The following is a 19,651-nucleotide window of genomic DNA, read 5'->3' as shown; positions in this document are numbered from 1 at the left end:
CTGGCGAATCCGGAGAACCTGGAAGTAGAGGAGGGCCGCGGCCAAAGTGTTAACACGACGGACGGGGTTAACACCGCCACGGGAAACGCGCTCTTCATCGGCGAACCCACCCGGAGCGCACCCATGCCCCACCCGCTACACCCCATCTTGAGCCTTGCCGTGGACGCCGCGCGAGCCTCGGCCCTGTTTCTCCTGCTGGCCGCCTGTGGCCGGGCCGATGCCGGCACCACGCCGGTGGTCGGGCTGCCGTGCGAAGACTGCGACGTGCCCCTGATCGGCCTGCCGGCCGCTCCCCCGACGGAAGCCCGACTGGCGCCCCAAACCGAACCCGGCGAACGCCTGCGCCTGAGCGGGCGCGCAACCGATGCGCACGGCCGGCCGCGCCCGGGCGTGATCGTGTACGCGCACCAGACCAACCGGCAGGGCGTTTATCCGGGCGAGAAATCGGAAACGGATCCCGGCATCCGCGCCCACGGGCGGCTGCGCGCCTGGGCCACCACCGATGCCGACGGCCGGTACGCCTTCCTCACCATCCGCCCCGGCAGCTATCCGGGCACGCGGATGCCGCAGCACATCCACCTGTACGTCATCGAGACCGGCTGCGCCCTGTACTACATCGACGACGTGCTGTTCCGCGACGACCCGCACCTCACCCCCGCCGTCGCACGCAAGATGGACCACGGGCGCGGCGGTTCCGGCATCGTGATGCCGGAGCGTGTCGCGGACGGATGGCAGGCAACCCGCGACATCGTGCTCGGCCGCAACATTCCCGGTTATCCGGCCTGCGCCCAGTGAAAGTTCGGACGCCCGGGCGATATCCATTCGAGCTGCGGCTGCTGCACTGGCTGCTCGCGCTGTTGCTGCCGGCGCAGGTGATGCTCGGATTCGCGGCCGAGCACTGGACGCCGCGTGTGATCTCCGACGCGCTGTTTCCGTTTCACTTCAAACTGGGTGTCCTCATCCTGTGCCTGATGATCCTGCGCCTCGGCCTGCGCCTGCGCTTGCCGGTGACCGCCGACGACAGCGATGCCCCACGCTGGCATCGCCGAATCCGACCCTGCGTCCACGCACTGATCTACCTGCTGGTACTCGCGTTGCCGATCAGCGGCCACGTCATCTGGGTATGGATGGGCGCGGACCGCACCCTGATCGGCGGACTCCAGCTGCCCGCGTTCTTCGTTCCGTCGGACGACGACGAAACCGGGCGCGCCCTCGCCTGGTACGTGCACGTCTACGGCGCCTGGACCCTGTCGGCGCTGGTCAGCTTGCACGTGGCCGCGGCGGTGTTCCGCCAATGGCGGCGGAAGGATGGCTATATCGCCCGGCGCATGGGATTCGGCCGCGTCAGGTCGGCCTGAGAGCGTTCCAGGCCGGGCCCCGCAACGGCGCCCGGCGCCAAATGGCGCCTCTGCCAGGACTTCGCTATCGTGGTGGCGACTGCCGCGCGGCGGGAGGGACAGGGAACCAGGTACATGCTGGAGTACTACACCGGGACCGGCCGTTTCGCACCGAAGGCGGCGGAGCCGGTTGGACGTTCCGAGTGACCCCATTCCCGGCGTTCCGCCGGATCCATCGACTTCGAGGTTCGGATGATCAAGCCCGCATGCATGCTGACCCTGCTCCTGTTCACCGGAATGGCGTACGCCGGTGACGATTTCGACGCGCGTGTTGCCCGCGCCACCAAGGTGGAGCGCTCATCGCCGGTTGGTCGCGAGTATCTGATGCAGGAGTTCATGCCGGAAACAGACGAGGCGTTCGAAAAGGCCCATGGCGATTGCTCCAGCCAGGGGCAGAAAGGAACAACGGAGAAGTTCACCACGGTGTTCGACATCGATGCCACGGGCAACATCATCAATGTCGCCGTCGCGGAAAAGGAACAGAGCAACTACAGCCGGTGCTACGCGGAGCGCATCACGAAGATAAAAGCCCCGCCGCCGCCGGAGTCATTCGCCAAGAAGGGTTTCCCCGTCGTGATTCAGGGGACTTACCAGATTCGTTGAATCCCTCCATCGACAGGACGCCTATTGCCACTGGCAGGAAGCAGCACCGGCAGGGTCACGCGAGGCCCAAGCCGAGCCCGCTATCCCCAGCGGCAGTGCCGTTCCACCCGCATGCCTGGCTTCGCCGCTTTTGCCAGGCATTTGTCGGGAGCCGTGACTTACGGCGCTTGAGCCGGGAGCGGTAATCCTTCCCAATCGTGCCTGCTGAAGCGGAGGCATGGGACATGAAGCAGACCAGGTTTCTGATGGCCGCGTCACTCCTCGTGGCCATCGCGGCATCGCCCGCGGCGGAGAACGAAGACACACAGGTCCGCGCCGCCGACACGCAATTCTGGAAGGCCTACAACGCCTGCGACATGAAGGAGATGGGCCGCCTGCTCACGGCCGATGTCGAGTTCTACCACGACAAGACCGGCCTGACGGTTTCACGCGAGGCCTTGATTGAGTCGCTGCGAAAGGGTGTGTGTGGCAATCCACAGATGCGGGTGCGGCGCGAAGTCGTGGATGAAAGCCTGGTGTTCCATCCCCTCAAGGACGGCTATGCCATCCTCTCAGGCAAGCACCGGTTTTACGCGCAGGAAGCGGGAAAGCCCGAGTACCTGGACGGGCAGGCCGAATTCACTACCGTCTGGAAGTTCGCCGACGGCCAATGGCGCATGCATCGTGTCCTGAGCTACGGCCATGGTCCGGTCCCCTACACGCCGCCATCCGTCACCTTCGCACTCGACCCCTCGACGCTCGCCACGTACGCGGCCCGCTACCGCTCTGCACGGATTGGCGACATCCTCGTTTCCGTCGCTGGCGATCACCTCAAGCTCACTGCCGGCGACTTCGTGGCCACGCTCTATCCGGAGACGAAGACCCGCTTCTTCGCCCGGGAGCGCGATCTGCGCTTTGAATTCGAAAGCGACGCGGCGGGCAGGGTGCGTACGCTGGCGGTGTTCGAGAACGGCGCGGTCAGTGAACGGGCCGAACGCGTCGAATCTGATTAGAGACGGTCATACCGGCTTGGCGGGAGGCGTTGTCCGAGCGATTCAGCCCGCTGCCGGATACCCGGCCAGGTACCCCGCCGCCCCATGCTAAGGTCTGCCCACGACGCGCGGAGCATTGGGGACGTTGCTCTGCGTGGCCCTAGGGAACAGGCCAAAAGGGGACGCCATGCACCACTGGATTCGCGCCAAAGCGCTGCTGATCGCAGCCCTGCTCTGTATCGTGCCCATGTCCGCCCGGGCGATCACCTGGGCCAAGAGCGAGGTACGCGATCCGGTCACGAACGAGCGCGTAAAGGTTCACCAACCCATGTCGTCCGGCAGCTACGTCTACAGCTGGCCGGAGAAGTCAGACCAGGTCTTCTGGCCATTCACCGACAGCAACTGGCTCTGGTTCAACCCGGCGTCCGGCTACATCGCATTCGGAAACGACTTCGCGGAGCTGGATACGGCCAAGCGAGCTGTCCTGAAGGACTGGCTCAAGGCCAACTTCGATCGGAATGCTCCGCCACAGTCCCGGCAGGATCTCCTGAAGTGGGCAGAGAAGGTTTATGCCGCCCGTGGAATGGACGACGACTTCTGGTGCCATTTCTTCCGTTTGATGGCGTTTGAAACCCGGGAAGATAGCGAGACTAGCCTTGCGTATGTGAGGAAGGCGCTCCCCCTGCTCGAGAAGAGCCTGGCGGCGTCAGCTGACCCCGGTGAGACCCTTAAAAACCTGTACCTGCTCGGCGAGTACAACCGAAGGATCGGCCGGAACGACGACGCAAAGCGTTACCTGGAGCGGCTCAATGCGCTTGAAGTTGACGGCGAGCTTTCCGGGTTCAAGCAATACCTGCAAGAAATCGCCAAGGAACAACAGGCGCTCCCGCCCGGAAAGTCGGCCGGGAGCAACGCCTCCGGCGACGCGGCAGAGGGACGTGACTGAAATCCGAAGTGCAGGGAAATCGCTCACGGGCGATATCTGCCTGTACCGACACTTCCATTAGAACAACTCATGCGTCGCACAAGTTTTGGTCATTTGTGCGCCGAAGCCCGCCGGGGCAATGTCCCAGTCCTTCCCGACAGAGGACTGGCAGTGAGCATGAACGCAGGTCATGGGTTTCGTTCGGTGGTACGGATTTTCGCGATGGTTGTGGCGGGCGCCATGGCGCAACCGGTCCTGGCGCACGATCCGCCGGAATGGTCGGAACCGGCCAAACCCTTCCATATCGCCAGCAACGTCTACTACGTCGGCACCCAGGGCCTGGCCGCCTACCTCATCAAGTCCGATGAAGGCGCCATCCTGCTCGACGCCACCCTGGCCGAGAACGCCAGCCAGATCGAGCGCAACATCGAAAGCCTGGGTGTGCCCCTGCGCGAGGTCAAACTGCTGCTCAGCGACCACACCCATGCCGACCACGTCGGCGCCATGGCGCAGCTAAAGCGCGACACCGGCGCGCGTTTCCTCGCTAGCGAAGGCGACCGCTGGGCACTGGAGAACGGCCGGAACGAGGGCGACAACAACTACGGTGTCATGCCCTTCGACCCCATCCCGGTGGACGAGGTCATCAGCGACGGCCAGCAGGTCCGCCTGGGCGACGTCGTCCTGACCGCCCACCTCACCCCCGGCCACACCCGCGGCTGCACCAGCTGGAGCATGACCGTGGACGACCGCGGCACCCCGCGCCAGGTGCTGTTCCTGTGCAGCATCACCGTGGCCGGCAACACCCTGGTCGGCAATCAGGCGTATCCCGGCATTGCCGACGACTACCGCGCCACCTTCGCCAAGCTCGCCGCCATGCGCGCGGACATCGTGCTGACCAGCCATCCCGAGATGGCGGATGTGCTGGAGCGGGCGGCCCGGCGTGATGCGGGGGACCCGGATGCGTTTGTTGAACCCGGCCTGCTTTCCACGTTGGTGAAGGATTTCAAGGCAGCGTTCGAGGACGCATTGAAGGAACAGGAAGCCGGGAAGCGACCTTGAGGGTGAAAGTGGTCCCAGTTTAGGGTTGAATCCTGGGTCAATCCCCTCGAATACCGCTACCTAGTTCTTACCAAGAGCACGCAGGAAGCTCTCAGGGTCATCAGGCGTGAGCATCAGGTCGAATCCGGCTGACGTAGGGACATAGACGATGTTCTTTCGACTTGTCAGGACCGCAAAGACCTTCTTGCTTCTGGGACCACTAAACCATCCCTGGCAGTAACCCGGGATGCCAATTCCATTGAGTCTCCATCCGGGACTCCTCTTCTCGGCAGGGGAGAGAATCGAAGATCCGCCCACATCTACCTGTGCAAGGGGAAGCCGGATCTTGTAGAGGCCACCACCCGCAATCAGATGATCATCCGAGACGCATATCTTCGATACATGGAGCTGGAAGAAGGTGGCAAGGAAGATAAGTCCCGCGATGGAGAGCACGTAGATAGAGAAGCCACGGTCGCTCTGGTTGGCGATCAGCACGGCAACGGCCGTGGCGAATACGGCCAGTGCGGTGATGGATTTCCAATTGAAGGTGTTAACGCTGAACATACGGGACGTTCCAGCGCCCTCAGAGTCCGGTGGTTTTGATTGCATAGGTGCTCATTGCCTCAATGATGCGTTCAGACTGTTCGGGGCTCAGAGATAGAAGTCCACTGTTCTGCATGGCGGTCACCACCGCTGTCATTTCGGCGATCACCGCCTCCTGCATACCACGGACAAGGATCTCCCTGTCTCCAGACAAGATGGAAATCTTGCCAATGTGATCCATGTCTTCGCCCACCTGGGGGTCAAGCATTGCGACCATTGGTGGAGATATACCCACCTCCGGCGGAGATATCCCCAGCTCCGGCCCGTGAACACTGACCCAGGCTGTAATCACCGTAAATACCATCACCTCTGCCAACACGGTGATCAGGACGGCAGCAATTGCAACGACCAGGGCAAAGGTAGCAAGAGGGCCCGTCATATCCATGGAAAGAAGCTCGCTGGCGATCGACAGATCCTCTTCGGAAAGCGAATGCCTTTCATCACCGAGCGCAGACAAGAGTGCCTCACGTTGGGATGGTGTGTCCAAGAATCTGCGATTCATCATTGCCTGGATTTCTTGGCGTTTTGAATTGATTCCAGACTCGATTCTTCGCGTCAGATCGGCAGACTGGAAGCCGTTGAGAACACCGTTCTGCCTCAGCTTGGCCAGGAATCCGCTGTAGTCCTTTCTGCGGATGTAGTCCTTCGTTCCTGGATCGGAAAGACTCGTGAGTAGGCGAAACGATCCATTTGCCATTACGCGGTCCGAAGTATCCAGTCCATGCTCTTGCATGTAACCCACGGGATTGGCATGGAACCGGCTCGCGGCGTCTTCTGAATCGAAGACCCGAATCACAGCCGCACTGACTGACTGAATATCCTTCCAGAACTGCGGAGGTAGGCCGGAGCGGGATATGGGTAGCAAAAGCCTGTCGGAGGCGAGTCCGATAGAACGTGGCGCAACGCTCTCCGGAGTTCCATAGAGTCTGGTCTGGGCAACACCAACGGCTGGAATGGTCAGGAGTGTTGCCTTGATGAACTTCCTTCTTTTCAATTTCATGCTCCTGCTTTGGATGACTTCTGCATGTCAAGCGTCCTATCCAGGATGAAGCGAGTCATGACCTCCTTGGCGAACATGGGGTACTGTTTGACTGCCTCTTCTTTCAGGAATGGCGTTCGATGGAGGACGGCGCATGCCTGGCACTGATGGACAACGCCCTGAAGGAATTCCTCCGCACGGGTGCCAGCAACGCGCTCGATGATCGTGTAAGGCCCGTCTACACTCAGCCAGTACTTCATGAAGTCTTGCGACTGGGACAGATAGCCATCCCTGATGTTGTCGCCGGTGTTTTTGCCTAGGCGTAATTCGGGAATGTGTTCCAACGTCAATCCACAGCATGCGGACAGATTGTCGTGCGGCGTAATGACGATGTTGTCGAAGACCTGCTTGCAACCCTTGCGCAAGCCCCGAACATCGGGTTCCTGCGCCCTTGCGGGCGCGTCGGCGTGGAACGGCATCCAGAAGTTGGAGATGACGGTCAGCTTCCCGCTTCTGACAAGATCTCCGATGCGGGGATCAGACATGAGAGCCGCGTGGCAGTCGCTTTCGGCGGTATCGGTCTCGACGGTAATCAGCGTGCGGATACCTGCTCCGACGGCGGCAATCGCGGCGTTGATGACGGTCTCCCCGGGGACGAACGCCTGATGGTCCCGCCCCGTGCTGATGTTCAGCTCACTCAGACCGGCATCAGACACGGCACGGCTTATCGTTTCCGCCCGTTCCATGCGCTTTGCCCAGAATCCATTGGTGACCACGCGTGTTCCCAGGCCATGGCGGGTGGCAAAGGCGATGCACTCGGTGAGCTGCTCTTTCAGGAGAAACGCCTCTCCACCACTGAAAACAACAACGCGGATATCAGGAAAGGCCTGGATAGCCTCTAGAATCCTGGCCTGGATGGTCTGACTGTCCAGGCGTCCAGTGATGGATGGACTGGACTCGAAACAACATTGCTGACAGGCGGCCGTGCACTGATACGTGCACAACACCGTCATGCTCTTCGGAGATATGAGCTTGTCCACCTTTGTTCCCGCCCCGGATGCCTTCCCCATCGGTAGCGGTAGGAATAGCAAGCGATGGAACTCAGTGCTTTTCCCCGTTTGTCAGCAGCACTTGCGGATTTCGCTCACAGCAATTCGATCCATCCCATAGGTCAATGACGACCCGGCATCGCGATCAATCCAGGGCGACCCGACAAGCGGCATGTGGACCACTTCAATAGCGCCCTGATTCGCGCTATGGTCCGCCCCGGGGTACTGGGGAAGGCCACATGGGACGTGGTAAACGCAATCTCATCGACGTGCTGGCGGGCCTGCCTTGGCCAGCCGGTCTGGTGGTCGGTGCGCTGGGCTATCTCACGCTCGCTCACGGTGTACCGATGTGGTTCGCCCGTCAGGGTGGGCCGTTGGCGCGGGCGTTCTCAGATACGTCCGACTCTCTCCTCTCAATATTCGCACACGTCCCTAGAAATGTGCGAAACCGCTACGCGCCGAATTATCTGATCGAGCAGTTGCGTCTAAAAAAGGAGGATACATGAGCGATTTTATATATGTGGATAATTCTAATCTCTACATAGAAGGGCGTCGTGTTGCAGCTGTAAATGCAGGCTTATCACCTAGCATCTATGACGCCATGAGGGACGGAACCCTTGATCACGGATATACCATCAGTTTTGGCAAGTTGCACGACTTCTTGGCTGGTCGCGATACTTCCAAGATACAGAGGGTTGCATTATTTGGATCTAGGCCGCCACCTAACGATTCTATATGGCGCTTTGCCGAAAAGGCCGGCTTTGAGCTCCATCTCGAGGACAGAAACTTCAATAATAAAGAAAAGAAAATAGATACTGGAATTGCAACTTTAGTTACTAAGGATGCTTACAAGAGCGGGAAGCCAGGTGAAGATGTCTTCGTGCTAGTTGCTGGCGACGCAGATTATGTTCCTACCATCAATGAACTCAGAAAAGATGGATACATCGTAGAGGTGGTTTTCTGGAACCATGCCGCGCGAGAACTTAAAGAGGCCGCAAACAAGTTTGTTTCCCTAGATTCTCACCTAGAAGGCCTGCGCTTCTGATCTGAAACAGTCTACTTGAAAAAGTAGCTGGTCTTATTTTGCTTAAGGAATAAATTACTATGCTTGTACAGGCGCTGTCTCAATATCCGAGACTAACAGCGATAGAATCAGGATGATGATGTCCATGTCGCACTAGGACGTCGGAGACGGAATAGCAGGAACAGGTATTAAGGAAGAAATAGAATGGAAATCGTAAGCGCGATCGCACACAAGGTTGAGAAATTCAGAGGAGTACTGGGCGCAACGTCCATTAAATCGGATGCGGAGCTGGAGCAAACGGATGAGCTCGATAGCTTGATGCTTACCCTGTTGGATAGCTATAACAACAGAAGCTCACGTTATTCAGGATCGTTTGAGACAGATACAGCAAATTATCCCTTGAGCAATCAGTTGAAAGAGCTGATTTCAGGCGATTTAAATTTCAAAGACTTTTCCTTGTTAGCTTTGAATCGCCTATGTGATCAAATAAAGGACGTTGTTTTTGCAAGCGGTGGTTATCTGCTAGTAATTCGATACTCTCATAATGATCGGGATATGCTGCTGATTGCTAAACTAAATCCGCAGTCCGGCGCAATATTTTCAGAAGATCTTCATAAGGTTATCAAGGCGCCGTACCTAAATCTCGACAAATTACAGGTCGCCGCGCGGGTTGACATAAAAGCATGGAGTGCTGGTGCGGAGCGATATTTGACGTTTGTGCTTCGTCGAGAGCAGGACAGCGGGCCTTCAGACTATTTTCAGAAATTTGTAGGGTGCAGAGTCGATCAAGATTCGAAAATAGAATCTAAAAAGCTCGTGATTGTAGTTAAAGACTTCGCAAGCAACCTTGCGGCTATGAGCGCTCTCAAAGAGGAGGATATCCCCGATGTCCGGCGCCGGGCTTTCGATTTTATTGAGAATGTACGCAAAGGCGAAGCCGCAAAGATGGACAGCTTCGAGGGACTCGCGAATGCAATTTGGCCCGAAGATCCGAATGCCTTTCTAATCTTTCTCAATGGCCATGCCGATCCTCCTTCTGCAGGGTTTGCGCCAGATGCAACAACTATCAAAGGCCTGTCGGATATTAATTTTAAAAGTAAAGAATTAACTTTAAAAATGACGTATGAGTTTAGATCTTCACATGTGCGAATTAACGAAGGAAGGGTGATAATTGAAAATGCTCCAGAGCGTTTAGTGAGGGAACTGACGGAGGGATGAGTAGATGGCCGGCTTCGAATCAATCGTCCAACTCTGTCGTCTCGCTGAGACGAGTACAATAGCCGGTACAGACTTGGTTTTGCATGCTCGTAAGTCTGCTGAGACTTCACCATTATTACAGGCTATTGAGGCGGCTCAGTGGCGTACTACTGTTGTGGCTGATGGATCTGAGTTGATTATTCCTGTTGACAAGATTTCTGATAACAAAGAGATAGTCATATATGTTCATGGGATGACTCGCTCTTCTGAAGTTTTTGTCAACAACATAGGTATGTTGTTGAAATATGACGGCGGGAAGTTTCTTTATACAGAACCGAGTAATTTTTATCTCATCCAGGAAAATTACTCTCGTGGTGAAGTTCCTGTTCACAAAGTTGTTGAGCAATATCGGCGTGCGATAAGGATTGTAGATTTCATAAGGCAAATCGCGGACGACATTCGTCAAGATGCTTCCGGAAGCAGTAGCGCCGTCTTCTTGACAAGTCGAAAGCTTTTGGTGCCTCTGACCTATCAGAACTGGGATCTAGACAAGGTGGTCGAGGATTCGGAGATCGAAGAGATCGAGAATGAAGTGCTTAAAGAGCATCACGGAGAAGCGCGAAAGGACATTGCTCGCCGTGCGTTGGTTCGCCTTCTTGCAGGAGTTCAGCAAGACGAAAGGTTCTCAACATTTATCCGGTCGATGAGAAATTTCAGGGAGTCTTTCCTTGCAGACTTCGACATCTATATTTCTGCGTTTAATTTCGACAAGACAAGAGACGATTTCGAAAGAAAGAAGCTTGATTATGTCATTAAGTTGAATGCAATTGGAAATGATGCGATGGGAAAACTTCTAGCAATTCCAGTGGGTCAAGGTCTGCTCGCAAGTCAGATGAAAAATGAAGTTGAGTTGGCCTTGGCAAATAAGGCTCTTTTGGTCGGTTCTTTTATATTTGCAGTAATCGCATTGATGATCTTGATTTCATATGTGCTCTCCATTCTCCATCTTAGAGATGAATTTAATGTTGAAGTGAAAATTCTTAAGGAGCGATCATTTCCAACATATCGCAAGCTTGCGCCTATGGTGCGGGGCCTGAAGTTTAGGATTCAAGTGCATCTATGGGGTATTCCTGGTGTCATGTTGACGCTGCTTGCGGTCACAACATGTTTAACTTTGAGCGCATATAAAGCAATTGTAGTTGCGCCCGTGATTTAACTGTCACGCCAATACAGTGGTCGGATCTGAACTGTAGGCTAAGGTGACTTGATCGGTTTATAGAACATAATGAAGGCGCCCGTATCTGTGGATGATTATGCTGTTTGCGGTAATGCGCCATTAGCTAGAAGTACAGGATTTGACGCCTTCGCGCCGCTGTTGCACTATTTTCGCGCTGCCTTAAAGTCCGGCAGCCGGGTTTGACAGCCCGAAACCACAAGGCGCACCAGCGCCCATCGACCGATGACCGGCGCTTTTATTACGCCCGGTTTCCGGCGCATGGAAGCATGCCCGTTACATGGCGGGCGGTGTGCGGAGACCGCAAGGTCTGCCGGTTCCTTGTGGCCGGTCTGTCAACCGCGCACCGTCCGTCGCCTCGATTGACAGCGGAGCGGCGGATTCCAGCCAACACAAGGAATCCCACATGACCCGTCGCAAGTCACCGGCGCGCACTGCCGCGCCCAAATCCCCCCGCAAACCCCGTCGCGCCCGCTGCGTCTGGACCATCGCGGAAGATCCGCCCACCACGGAAACCGCGCCACCCGAACCGCTTCCGCCCGCTAAGCCTCCGCGCCCGCAGCGCAGCCGCTTCCGCATCCCGCACCGCTGCACGATGGGTTTCCAGTACTACGACGAACGCCACGACGAGCAGGTCGTCAGCCGCGCCGTGCCGAAGCTGCGCCTGTCTGGCCGCTGGCTGGAGCAATGCGGCTTTGCGGTTGGTGATGATTTGCAGGTGACGGTCGGGCGTGGCGTGTTGCTGGTGAGTCGGCGCACGCGCGGTTGACGATTGACGCCATACCGGCGCGGCATCGCTGACCGAACCTGATATCACCACCCACAAAGACAACGGGCCCGGACATCACTGTCCGGGCCCGTTGCCGTGCGGTTGGCTTACTTGCTCAGGAAGTCCAGCAGGTCCTGGTTGAGGCGATCCTTGTGGGTGTCCGCCAGGCCGTGCGGGGCGCCCTTGTAGACGATGAGCTGTGCGCCCTTGACCAGCGCGGCCGAGGCCTTGCCCGAGCTATCGATGGGGACGATCTGGTCGTCATCGCCGTGGACCACCAGGGTGGGCACGTCGAACTTCTTCAGGTCGGCGCGGAAGTCGGTGGCGGAGAACGCGGCGATGGAGTCGTAGGTGTTCTTGTGGCCGGCTTGCAGGCCCTGGGCGACGAACGACTGGATCAGCGCGGCGTTCGGCTTCTGGCCCGGACGGTTGAAGTTGAAGAAGGGGCCGGAGGCGATGTCGGTGTACAGCTGCGCGCGGTTGTCCAGCGAACCCTTGCGGAGGCCGTCGAACACTTCGATCGGCAGGCCGCCCGGATTGTCGGCGGTCTTGAGCATCAGCGGCGGCACGGCGCTGACGAGCACGGCCTTCTTGACCCGCGCGGTGCCGTGGCGGCCGATGTAGCGGGCCACTTCGCCGCCGCCGGTGGAGAAGCCGACCAGGGTGACGTCTTTCAGGTCCAGCGCTTCGATGACCGCGGCCAGGTCGTCGGCGTAGTGGTCCATGTCGTTGCCGTCCCACGGCTGGCTGGAGCGGCCGTGGCCGCGGCGGTCGTGGGCGACCACGCGGTAGCCCTTGGCGGCCAGGAACAGCATCTGCGATTCCCAGCTGTCCGAGTTGAGCGGCCAGCCATGGCTGAAGGTGACGACCGGGCCGTCCTTCGGACCCCAGTCCTTGTAGTACAGCTGCACGCCGTCGCGGGTGGTGACGTAGCTGCCGCTGACGGTGGCGCCCAGGGCGGTGGGCGTCTGCGGGGATTGGGCGGCCTGGGCGGTGGCGCCGGACTGGGCGGCAAAGGCGATCAGGGCGACGGCGACGGAGCGGGTGAGTGCGTTCATGGGTGGAATCCTTGGCTGAAGGGGTGGGTGGTCGGCGGTGAGGCCGTGCCGGTTGGCGAGGTGTACTTTGCGCGCCAAGGCGATACGATTAGCTACGTATCGTCCTTTAAACTTGACCGAGCGTCCTGATGTCCGACCGACTCGCCGCCCTGCTGGAGCGCTTTTCCGTCACCGCCCAGGTGTTCCAGGCCGGGGCCCTGTGCGGCGTCAACCTGCTGGAGGCCGAGGCCGGCCTGGGCCAGCTGCACCTGATCCGGCACGGTGCGGTGGAGGTTTTCCACGGCAATGCCTCGCACTGCGTGGAGGTGCCCAGCCTGCTGCTGTACCCGCGGCCGCTGTCGCACCGTTTCTCCACCGATCCGGTGCGCGGCGCGGACATGACCTGCGCCAACGTGCGTTTCGACGGTGGCGCGAGCAATCCGATCGCGGCGTCGCTGCCGGAATTCATCTGCCTGCCGCTCGACACGATTGATGGCGCGTCGCCGGTGCTGGATCTGCTGTTCGACGAGGCGTTCGCGCAGCGGTGCGGACGCCATGCCTTGATCAACCGCCTGTTCGAGGCGCTGATGGTCCTCATCCTGCGCCAGTTGATGGAACGCGGCGAAGTGCGCGGCGGCATGCTGGCCGGCATGTCGCACCCGCGCCTGCGCCATGCGCTTGTGGCCATGCACGAATCGCCGGCCCGGGAATGGACGCTGGACGATCTGGCCGCGACCGCCGGCATGTCGCGCAGCGTCTTCGCCGGCGCCTTCCGCGAAACGCTGGGCATCACGCCCGGCCAGTACCTGCAAGGCTGGCGGGTCAGCCTGGCCCAACAGGCCCTGCGCCAGGACCGCCCCCTGAAAGTCGTGGCCGCCGACGTCGGCTACGGCAGCGAAGCCGCGCTGTCACGCGCGTTCAAGGCGCACGTGGGGCTGGCGCCGCGGGATTGGAAGCGTGCGCAGGCTTTGGGGTGATGGGAAGCGTGTCGGGAGTGCTCAGCTTCGTCCTGTCTGGCCGTTGGCCGGCGTGATGCGGCTTCGCGGTTGGTGATGGCCGCAGGGGACTTCGGACGTGGCATGCTGCGGGTCGGTAAGACGCATCGGATCGATCAGGCAGAACAGGGACTCAAGGAATCATCAGGGATGGCCAAGTTTCCGGCTCGTATCCATGTCCTGCTGGCGCGTGATGCGCCGGTGGGTGTCGTCATCCGGCGTGGTCCGGCGAAGTCCGTGGCTGTCCTGCTGTGGGACCGACGCAAAGACCACTTCAGGCTGGGCCAATGGCTCAGAGGTCGCATCTACGAACGACGCTGCGATCTTTCACCGGATGGCGAGCATCTGATCTATTTCGCGATGAACGGCAAATGGAGCGGCGAGGCCAAGGGCTCCTGGACTGCCATCTCGCGCGCGCCGTATCTGAAAGCCTTGGCGATGTTTCCCAAGGGCGATTGCTGGAACGGTGGTGGACTGTGGACCGGTAACGGCCTCTATTGGCTCAATGACGGCTACGGGCACGAGGTGATGCATGACGTCCGATACATACGCCGCGATCTCAGTTGGCGCCCGTCCATCGACTATGGTGGCGAATGCCCTGGCGTTTACTACCACCGGCTGATGCGGGATGGATGGACGCTTGCGGGGCGGGAGCGCGCCGATCATCGGAACGAATGGTTCACCTTTGAAAAGCCCTGCCCCCGTGGCTGGACCCTGAAGAAGATGTCGCATCTGCAGCTCTACGCAGGCCCCGGCAAGGGCTGCTATTGGGATGAGCATGTGCTGGTTCATCCTTCCAGTGGGGCCATTGCTTGCCCGGATTGGGAATGGGCCGACCTGGACGGAGACCGTCTGGTCTGGGCAACCGGTGGCCGGCTTGAAACCGGGCGTCTGACGAACAAAGGGCTGATGGAAAGACGCACGTTGCGTGACTTCAACGAAATGGAGTTTGAAGCTATCGCGGCGCCGTATTGAGAAGCGGGGAAGATGGTATGCGCCATCTTTCAGGAAGAATGTCGGGTCAGGGAGGGTAGATAGATGATGGAAGAAATCCTCAAGGCGATAGGGACATCGGCGGTTGTGCCGATAGCGTCGATTGCGGTCGCGGGCTATGCGATCACGATGCTGACAGGACTTCACAGGACCAAGAGCCAGCAGCGAACCGAGTTTCTCGGCCTATGGAAGGGCGTGGAACAGATGGACGATATGGCGCTAGAAGTTGCCACTCGACATTTGTGCGGGACCTATTTGCCGGCGGGTGTCATCCGCCGGATATGCGCGTCGGACCATTGCGCGGACGGTATCTTTCAGGTCGCGCAGCTTTGGCCCCTGTATCAGTACGACCCGGTTGGCAGAACGGTTGTCTGGGCCAAGTCCCGGTATGCAACCGCGAAGGGGCTGGCGGTTACTTCGTTCCTGCATACCCTTGGGTACTTTCTACTGGCTTTATCAGCGGTCGGATTTCTGGTGGCCGCCGTCAGTGGTGGTCCGAAGAGCCTGTTCGCCTGGATCTGTGGTGTGAATTCGGTGCTGTTCGTCTTCCTGGCATTTATCTTTTTGTCCAAGGCGGAGACGTTTACGCTTGCCAAAAAGGAAGGGGCGCGTTGGCTGGAAAGACTGACCGGTGGCAATGGCAGTGAACATTCCTCGGCGACAGCGCCAAACAAGTAGACACGGGAATCACACCGGCAGCGGGCAAAACGCAAGAATCTTTAGGCAGAGAACATGTTCATCCACCGGACAAAGCGAAAGAGAAGCCCGCGCAGATGGGTATGGCGCATGGCGAGAATCGTGGTTGCGTCAATGGGCGTCTATGGTCTGTACATGATCGTTACAGGGCTGTCCGACGGCGAATTGCCGCTGTACGGCAGGTACACCAAAGGAGCAATGGTTGGATGGGCCGAAGAACCCATCGGATTCTGCCTCGCGCTTGTACTGCTGGCTGGCGGCAGCGCCCTCATGTTGTGGCTTGCGATTGCTGACTGGGGCGAGTCCTGATCTTTCGGCTGCTCTGAACGACTGAAATTCACTTGAACCAAATGTCGCCGCAGTACGCTCCCCTCCCAAACCCGACTCACGAGGCCCGCCATGATCCCGCGCATCCAGCCCTGCCTGTGCTTCGACGGCAATGCCGAGGAAGCGGCCCAGTTCTACGCGGACACCTTCGCCGATAGCCGCATCGACAAGGTCAACCGCGCGCCCGGCGACTATCCGGACGGCAAGCAGGGCGGCGTGCTGACCATCGAGATGACGATTCTCGGCAAGCCCTTCCTGCTGTTGAACGGCGGGGCCTCGTTTACCTTCAGCGATGCAATGAGCTTCCAGGTGTCGACGGAGGATCAGGCGGAAACCGATCGCTACTGGAAGGCGATTACCGAAGGCGGCGGTCAGGAAATCATGTGCGGCTGGTGCAAGGACCGTTTCGGCCTGTGCTGGCAGATCATCCCCCGGCGCCTGATCGAGCTGGTCAGTGGTGGCGGCGAACAGGCCGAGCGCGCGTTCAAGGCGATGATGGAGATGAAGAAGATCGACATCGCGGCGCTGGAGAAGGCGGTGGCGAGCTAAATACTGATGGAATGATCCGATGGACTTTTCCTCGTTACCTCTGAAGCTTATCTCCGTCCAGCCCTCGGGAGCTGGCACGGTTCACAACCTCCATATCACCGGTGAGTCAATGCGAAGTGCGCTTAGGCAGGTGATCAGGGCCTTGCCTGTTGATGCTCTCATTTATGTGCCCGTTCCGGACGACAACGACTCCACATTGGATGTCCGCCGAACCGAGGCGGAGCTGTTGGTCCGGCGAGGTCGTCACGCACCTCAAAAGGGATGGCGACACGCCAGCGAGGACGAAGCAGTGGAATGGATTTTCGATGGGGCGTCCCTTTTTTTGGGTGCGCAGACCGGGCTGTGGATCTCGATTCCAGATAGTCCTGTTCCTTCGAAAGGAGTGGGCCAGGCCAATGAAGGCGAATGACCCCTGCCGATGCTATCGTTCGCCTCCATGAGCACAGCCACCAACACCGTCAAATTCAAGGCGAAGCTGTCCCGGCCGGCGGAGCCGAAAGGCGCGGCCTGGACTTTCCTGGTTCTGCCGGCCGAGGCCAGTGCGAAGCTGCCCACGCGCAGCCAGGTGACCGTGGACGGCAGGCTCGACGGGCATGCCTTCCAGGCCACGCTGGAGCCGGATGGGCAGGGCAGCCACTGGCTCAAGGTGGAAAAGAAACTGCGCGAGGCCGCCGGCGTGTCGGTGGGCGATACCGTGGCGCTGGAAATGGCGCCGGTGGCGGTCGAACCCGAACCCAAGGTGCCGCCCGATATCCGCAAGGCGCTGGCCGAGCATCCGGCCGCCAAGGCGCAGTGGGCCACCCTCACTCCGGTCGCGCGCCGCGACTGGATCCAATGGATGACCTCCGGCAAGAAAGCCGAAACCCGGGTGAAGCGCATTGCTACCGCGTGCGATCAGCTGGAATCGGGCAAGCGCCGGGCCTGTTGCTTTGATCGGTCGGGGATTTACAGCAATGCGTTCTGTGCGCCGGATGCGGCGGAGTAGGGTTGGCGTGAAGGCTCGCCACAAACCCCGATGCACACGGAGCAATGCAGTCAAGAAAGAAACCAGGTAGGAGCGGCGTCCCGCCGCGAGCCTTTTGCGCGATCGCCACGACCATCACCGTCGCGGTCTTCGGAACCGGACATCGCGAGGGAGAGCTCGCGGCCAGAGGCCGCTCCTACCTTGAGGTGGACATTCGCCCGGGGGCCTCGAGGGCATCAGCGCATTCCATTGGATGAACTGATCGCTGCATCGGGTCATCTTGCGAAGGAAATGGCGGAGCTTGCGGATGGTTCCAGGGTTCGGCTTTCCGTGGGGCCGTAGTGGTCTGGAACGGGCTTGGATTTCCGGTCGCGACTTACGTCGCTCCTACATGGGAAGGAAGTAAGGAAGGTGGGGGGCGGTACCCGGGTGGCCGGGTACCGGTGAGGCGGGTTATTTGCGGGTGGCCAGGAGGCTGCGGATTTTGGCTTCGGTGGTGTCGTAGTCGCCTTCGCCGAAGTGCTGGTAGACGACGCGGCCGTTGGCGTCGATGAGGTACAGCGCGGGCCAGTATTGGTTGCCGTAGGCGTTCCAGGTTTCGTAGTTGTTGTCCTGCGCCACCGGGTAGGTGATGCCGAAGCGTTTCACCGCCGCTTGCAGGTTGGACAGTTTCTTTTCGTAGCCGTATTCGGGCGTGTGCACGCCGACCACCACCAGGCCCTGGTCGCGGTACTTGGCATGCCAGTCCTTCACGTACGGCATCACCCGCACGCAGTTGATGCACGAGTAGGTCCAGAACTCGACCAGCACGACCTTGCCGCGCAGGGCGGCCAGCGTCTGCGGCGGGCCGTTGAGCCAGTGATCGATGCCGCGGAATTCCGGTGCGACCGGCGCGGGCGAACTGGCGGTGGGGGACACCGGATCGGCCTGCACGCTGGGAGAGCAGGAAGCGGCGAACAGGCAGGCGGCGAGCAGGGTGGAGAGGGAAGCGATCTTGTTCATGGTCAGAGTCCTTGCGAGACGGGGGGAAGCCACTGGGTGGCCCAGGCCGAGACGAACACGTCGTACTGGGTCAGTTGCAGCACGGCGACGGCGACGGCCAGCGCGCCGAAACCCTGGCGCAACCGACCGGCATGGCGTTTGAGAAACGGCAACCGGTCGTTGATCCAGTGGCCGCCGTAAGCGATGAGCAGCATCGGCACGCCGGCGCCGGCCGCGTACAGGCCGAGCAGCGCGCTGGCCTTGCCCGGCGCCTGCGAGGTCGCCGCGAGCGACAGCACCGAGGCGAGTACCGGTCCGGCGCAGGGCGTCCACGCCAGGCCGAGTGACGCACCCACCAGCAGCGCGCCGGGACGGCCGCCGATGCGCGGACCGCTCCAGCCCGCCGGCACGAGTTGCTGGCGCCATTGCTGGAACAGCATCACCAGCCGATCGAACGGCGCGGGCCAGAAGCAGGCCAGGCCGGCCAGCAGCAACACGCTGATGGAGACGGTGCGGATGACGCCTTGCAGTTCGCCGGAAGAGGCGGACAGCGCGCCGAGCAGGATGCCGCCGGCGGCGAAGGTACCGACGAAGCCGGCGATCACCCACAGCGGGCCGGCGCGATCGCCGCCGGTGCTGGTGGCCAGCACGATCGGCAGCACCGGCAGGATGCAGGGAGACAGGATGGTGGCCATGCCGGCGGCGATGGCCAATGCGTATTCGATCATGGGAAGAGACTCGCGTGCGGGATGGAGGCCATTGCAACGCGCGCATGTCACTGGGCTGTGTGCGGCGCCCGGCGGTTTTGTATCCGGACGTGTCCGGGACCGGGCGCCGCGTGTTTCGTTACCGAACGGGATCAGACGATCCGGATCTGCACGTCGATATTGCCGCGCGTGGCCTTGGAGTACGGGCAGGTGTGGTGCGCTTCATCGACCACCGCCTGCGCCTGCGCGGGATCCACGCCAGGCAGCGAGATATTGAGACGTGCCTGCAACTGGTAGCCGTCGCCGACCTTGCCCAGATCCACCTCGGCGTCGATGGCCAGATCCGCCGGCAGGGCGATGCGCTGGGCGCGCGCGGCGATCTTCATCGCGCCTTCGAAGCAGGCCGACCAGCCGGCGGCGAACAGCTGTTCGGGATTGGTGCCGGGTCGGCCGCTGCCGGGCGGTGACAGTGCGGTGTCGAGCTGGCCGTCGTCGCTGCGGGCATGGCCTTCGCGGCCGCCGGTGACGCGGGTCTTTCCGGTGTAGAGGACGGTGTCGAGTGCGTTCATGGGAATCTCCTGTGATGGGTGGGTGTTGTGGGTTGGAGCGGGAG

25 protein-coding genes are annotated in these 19,651 nt (G+C 60.1%); 18 read left to right on the top strand and 7 right to left on the bottom strand.

Annotation, left to right across the window (positions count from 1 at the left end):
- Window positions 1-159: 159 nt before the first annotated feature.
- From IB228_RS09700 to bla, 6 genes are all read left to right on the top strand, one after another.
- Window positions 160-795: a hypothetical protein gene (locus tag IB228_RS09700; RefSeq protein ID WP_183639959.1), complete on the top strand. Its 636-nt coding sequence runs from the start codon at window positions 160-162 to the stop codon at window positions 793-795.
- Window positions 792-1,358: a cytochrome b/b6 domain-containing protein gene (locus IB228_RS09695; RefSeq protein WP_192198237.1), complete on the top strand. Its 567-nt coding sequence runs from the start codon at window positions 792-794 to the stop codon at window positions 1,356-1,358. Before IB228_RS09700 ends, IB228_RS09695 begins: the two co-directional genes overlap by 4 nt.
- Before the next feature lie 231 nt (window positions 1,359-1,589).
- The gene (locus IB228_RS09690) at window positions 1,590-2,000 is read left to right on the top strand and encodes a hypothetical protein (protein ID WP_192198236.1); all 411 of its coding nucleotides are present in this window, start codon (window positions 1,590-1,592) and stop codon (window positions 1,998-2,000) included.
- Window positions 2,001-2,224: 224 nt separating this feature from the next.
- Window positions 2,225-2,992: a DUF4440 domain-containing protein gene (locus IB228_RS09685; RefSeq protein WP_192198235.1), complete on the top strand. Its 768-nt coding sequence runs from the start codon at window positions 2,225-2,227 to the stop codon at window positions 2,990-2,992.
- A 166-nt stretch (window positions 2,993-3,158) separates the two neighbouring features.
- Complete coding sequence (locus IB228_RS09680) at window positions 3,159-3,917, top strand: DUF2225 domain-containing protein (RefSeq protein WP_192198234.1); 759 nt, start codon at window positions 3,159-3,161, stop codon at window positions 3,915-3,917.
- 219 nt (window positions 3,918-4,136) lie between these two features.
- Window positions 4,137-4,955 (top strand): subclass B3 metallo-beta-lactamase, encoded by an 819-nt coding sequence (gene bla / locus IB228_RS09675; RefSeq protein WP_192198233.1) that lies wholly within the window; start codon window positions 4,137-4,139, stop codon window positions 4,953-4,955.
- 60 nt (window positions 4,956-5,015) lie between these two features.
- Here the strand turns inward: bla and IB228_RS09670 are convergent, their stop codons facing one another.
- The 3 genes from IB228_RS09670 to IB228_RS09660 are packed head-to-tail and all read right to left on the bottom strand — an operon-like array spanning window position 5,016 to window position 7,556.
- Window positions 5,016-5,498 carry a PH domain-containing protein gene (locus IB228_RS09670; protein ID WP_192198232.1) on the bottom strand — a complete coding sequence of 161 codons (483 nt, stop codon included), beginning with the start codon at window positions 5,496-5,498 and terminating at the stop codon, window positions 5,016-5,018.
- Window positions 5,499-5,517: 19 nt separating this feature from the next.
- Window positions 5,518-6,537, bottom strand: a complete 1,020-nt coding sequence (locus IB228_RS09665) for a hypothetical protein (RefSeq protein ID WP_192198231.1) — start codon at window positions 6,535-6,537, stop codon at window positions 5,518-5,520.
- Entirely contained in the window at window positions 6,534-7,556 is a 1,023-nt protein-coding gene (locus tag IB228_RS09660; protein ID WP_343227066.1) for a radical SAM protein, read from the bottom strand. The genes IB228_RS09665 and IB228_RS09660 overlap by 4 nt, the downstream gene beginning before the upstream one ends.
- 248 nt (window positions 7,557-7,804) lie before the next feature.
- On the opposite strand from IB228_RS09660, the gene IB228_RS09655 reads away from it, so the two are divergent.
- The 5 genes from IB228_RS09655 to IB228_RS19785 all read left to right on the top strand — a co-directional run bounded on the left by IB228_RS09655 (window position 7,805) and on the right by IB228_RS19785 (window position 11,789).
- Complete coding sequence (locus IB228_RS09655; protein WP_192198230.1) at window positions 7,805-8,071, top strand: hypothetical protein; 267 nt, start codon at window positions 7,805-7,807, stop codon at window positions 8,069-8,071.
- Window positions 8,068-8,610 carry an NYN domain-containing protein gene (locus IB228_RS09650; protein WP_192198229.1) on the top strand — a complete coding sequence of 181 codons (543 nt, stop codon included), beginning with the start codon at window positions 8,068-8,070 and terminating at the stop codon, window positions 8,608-8,610. Before IB228_RS09655 ends, IB228_RS09650 begins: the two co-directional genes overlap by 4 nt.
- Before the next feature lie 183 nt (window positions 8,611-8,793).
- Window positions 8,794-9,807 (top strand): nucleoid-associated protein, encoded by a 1,014-nt coding sequence (locus IB228_RS09645; protein WP_192198228.1) that lies wholly within the window; start codon window positions 8,794-8,796, stop codon window positions 9,805-9,807.
- 4 nt (window positions 9,808-9,811) lie between these two features.
- Window positions 9,812-11,002: a hypothetical protein gene (locus IB228_RS09640; RefSeq protein WP_192198227.1), complete on the top strand. Its 1,191-nt coding sequence runs from the start codon at window positions 9,812-9,814 to the stop codon at window positions 11,000-11,002.
- Between the two features lie 424 nt (window positions 11,003-11,426).
- Window positions 11,427-11,789, top strand: a complete 363-nt coding sequence (locus tag IB228_RS19785) for a SymE family type I addiction module toxin (protein WP_225562367.1) — start codon at window positions 11,427-11,429, stop codon at window positions 11,787-11,789.
- A gap of 107 nt (window positions 11,790-11,896) precedes the next feature.
- Here IB228_RS19785 and IB228_RS09630 read toward each other — a convergent pair whose 3' ends face one another.
- A complete protein-coding gene (locus tag IB228_RS09630) occupies window positions 11,897-12,847 on the bottom strand; it encodes an alpha/beta hydrolase (protein WP_192198226.1) in 951 nt (316 codons plus the stop codon).
- A 128-nt stretch (window positions 12,848-12,975) separates the two neighbouring features.
- Here IB228_RS09630 and IB228_RS09625 point away from each other — a divergent pair, with 128 nt between their 5' ends.
- The 7 genes from IB228_RS09625 (at window position 12,976) to IB228_RS09595 (ending at window position 17,371) form a co-directional block, all read left to right on the top strand.
- Window positions 12,976-13,803, top strand: a complete 828-nt coding sequence (locus tag IB228_RS09625; RefSeq protein ID WP_192198225.1) for an AraC family transcriptional regulator — start codon at window positions 12,976-12,978, stop codon at window positions 13,801-13,803.
- A gap of 102 nt (window positions 13,804-13,905) precedes the next feature.
- Entirely contained in the window at window positions 13,906-14,796 is an 891-nt protein-coding gene (locus IB228_RS09620; RefSeq protein WP_192198224.1) for a hypothetical protein, read from the top strand.
- A 63-nt stretch (window positions 14,797-14,859) separates the two neighbouring features.
- A complete protein-coding gene (locus tag IB228_RS09615) occupies window positions 14,860-15,492 on the top strand; it encodes a hypothetical protein (protein WP_192198223.1) in 633 nt (210 codons plus the stop codon).
- 108 nt (window positions 15,493-15,600) lie between these two features.
- Window positions 15,601-15,819 carry a hypothetical protein gene (locus IB228_RS09610; protein WP_183639987.1) on the top strand — a complete coding sequence of 73 codons (219 nt, stop codon included), beginning with the start codon at window positions 15,601-15,603 and terminating at the stop codon, window positions 15,817-15,819.
- A gap of 90 nt (window positions 15,820-15,909) precedes the next feature.
- On the top strand, window positions 15,910-16,386 hold the full coding sequence (locus tag IB228_RS09605) for a VOC family protein (protein ID WP_192198222.1): 477 nt from the start codon (window positions 15,910-15,912) through the stop codon (window positions 16,384-16,386).
- Between the two features lie 19 nt (window positions 16,387-16,405).
- Window positions 16,406-16,795, top strand: coding sequence for a hypothetical protein (locus IB228_RS09600; protein WP_192198221.1), 390 nt, complete (start codon window positions 16,406-16,408; stop codon window positions 16,793-16,795).
- 27 nt (window positions 16,796-16,822) lie between these two features.
- Window positions 16,823-17,371 (top strand): YdeI/OmpD-associated family protein, encoded by a 549-nt coding sequence (locus IB228_RS09595; RefSeq protein WP_192198220.1) that lies wholly within the window; start codon window positions 16,823-16,825, stop codon window positions 17,369-17,371.
- A gap of 432 nt (window positions 17,372-17,803) precedes the next feature.
- Here IB228_RS09595 and IB228_RS09590 read toward each other — a convergent pair whose 3' ends face one another.
- The 3 genes from IB228_RS09590 to IB228_RS09580 all read right to left on the bottom strand — a co-directional run bounded on the left by IB228_RS09590 (window position 17,804) and on the right by IB228_RS09580 (window position 19,607).
- Complete coding sequence (locus IB228_RS09590; protein ID WP_192198219.1) at window positions 17,804-18,352, bottom strand: thioredoxin family protein; 549 nt, start codon at window positions 18,350-18,352, stop codon at window positions 17,804-17,806.
- A gap of 2 nt (window positions 18,353-18,354) precedes the next feature.
- On the bottom strand, window positions 18,355-19,059 hold the full coding sequence (locus IB228_RS09585; RefSeq protein ID WP_192198218.1) for a cytochrome c biogenesis CcdA family protein: 705 nt from the start codon (window positions 19,057-19,059) through the stop codon (window positions 18,355-18,357).
- Between the two features lie 131 nt (window positions 19,060-19,190).
- On the bottom strand, window positions 19,191-19,607 hold the full coding sequence (locus IB228_RS09580) for an organic hydroperoxide resistance protein (RefSeq protein WP_192198217.1): 417 nt from the start codon (window positions 19,605-19,607) through the stop codon (window positions 19,191-19,193).
- Window positions 19,608-19,651 lie beyond the last annotated feature (44 nt).

Origin of the sequence: Pseudoxanthomonas sp. PXM04 (genome assembly GCF_014851695.1) — a bacterium.
In the GTDB taxonomy this organism is placed as follows: domain Bacteria; phylum Pseudomonadota; class Gammaproteobacteria; order Xanthomonadales; family Xanthomonadaceae; genus Pseudoxanthomonas_A; species Pseudoxanthomonas_A beigongshangi.
The sequence above is the reverse complement of the archived record's forward strand: the minus strand, read 5'-3'. Positions and strand labels throughout refer to the sequence as shown.

Coding starts and splice junctions, on each gene's coding strand:
- IB228_RS09610 (WP_183639987.1), top strand. CDS start 15,601: ATGGCGAGAATCGTGGTTGCGTCAATGGGCGTCTATGGTCTGTACATG.
- IB228_RS09690 (WP_192198236.1), top strand. CDS start 1,590: ATGATCAAGCCCGCATGCATGCTGACCCTGCTCCTGTTCACCGGAATG.
- IB228_RS09590 (WP_192198219.1), bottom strand. CDS start 18,352: ATGAACAAGATCGCTTCCCTCTCCACCCTGCTCGCCGCCTGCCTGTTC.
- IB228_RS09680 (WP_192198234.1), top strand. CDS start 3,159: ATGCACCACTGGATTCGCGCCAAAGCGCTGCTGATCGCAGCCCTGCTC.
- IB228_RS09645 (WP_192198228.1), top strand. CDS start 8,794: ATGGAAATCGTAAGCGCGATCGCACACAAGGTTGAGAAATTCAGAGGA.
- IB228_RS09685 (WP_192198235.1), top strand. CDS start 2,225: ATGAAGCAGACCAGGTTTCTGATGGCCGCGTCACTCCTCGTGGCCATC.
- IB228_RS09615 (WP_192198223.1), top strand. CDS start 14,860: ATGATGGAAGAAATCCTCAAGGCGATAGGGACATCGGCGGTTGTGCCG.
- IB228_RS09620 (WP_192198224.1), top strand. CDS start 13,906: ATGCTGCGGGTCGGTAAGACGCATCGGATCGATCAGGCAGAACAGGGA.
- bla (WP_192198233.1), top strand. CDS start 4,137: ATGGCGCAACCGGTCCTGGCGCACGATCCGCCGGAATGGTCGGAACCG.
- IB228_RS09650 (WP_192198229.1), top strand. CDS start 8,068: ATGAGCGATTTTATATATGTGGATAATTCTAATCTCTACATAGAAGGG.
- IB228_RS09600 (WP_192198221.1), top strand. CDS start 16,406: ATGGACTTTTCCTCGTTACCTCTGAAGCTTATCTCCGTCCAGCCCTCG.
- IB228_RS09630 (WP_192198226.1), bottom strand. CDS start 12,847: ATGAACGCACTCACCCGCTCCGTCGCCGTCGCCCTGATCGCCTTTGCC.
- IB228_RS09640 (WP_192198227.1), top strand. CDS start 9,812: ATGGCCGGCTTCGAATCAATCGTCCAACTCTGTCGTCTCGCTGAGACG.
- IB228_RS09595 (WP_192198220.1), top strand. CDS start 16,823: ATGAGCACAGCCACCAACACCGTCAAATTCAAGGCGAAGCTGTCCCGG.
- IB228_RS09580 (WP_192198217.1), bottom strand. CDS start 19,607: ATGAACGCACTCGACACCGTCCTCTACACCGGAAAGACCCGCGTCACC.
- IB228_RS09585 (WP_192198218.1), bottom strand. CDS start 19,059: ATGATCGAATACGCATTGGCCATCGCCGCCGGCATGGCCACCATCCTG.
- IB228_RS09665 (WP_192198231.1), bottom strand. CDS start 6,537: ATGAAATTGAAAAGAAGGAAGTTCATCAAGGCAACACTCCTGACCATT.
- IB228_RS09605 (WP_192198222.1), top strand. CDS start 15,910: ATGATCCCGCGCATCCAGCCCTGCCTGTGCTTCGACGGCAATGCCGAG.
- IB228_RS09670 (WP_192198232.1), bottom strand. CDS start 5,498: ATGTTCAGCGTTAACACCTTCAATTGGAAATCCATCACCGCACTGGCC.
- IB228_RS19785 (WP_225562367.1), top strand. CDS start 11,427: ATGACCCGTCGCAAGTCACCGGCGCGCACTGCCGCGCCCAAATCCCCC.
- IB228_RS09625 (WP_192198225.1), top strand. CDS start 12,976: ATGTCCGACCGACTCGCCGCCCTGCTGGAGCGCTTTTCCGTCACCGCC.
- IB228_RS09655 (WP_192198230.1), top strand. CDS start 7,805: ATGGGACGTGGTAAACGCAATCTCATCGACGTGCTGGCGGGCCTGCCT.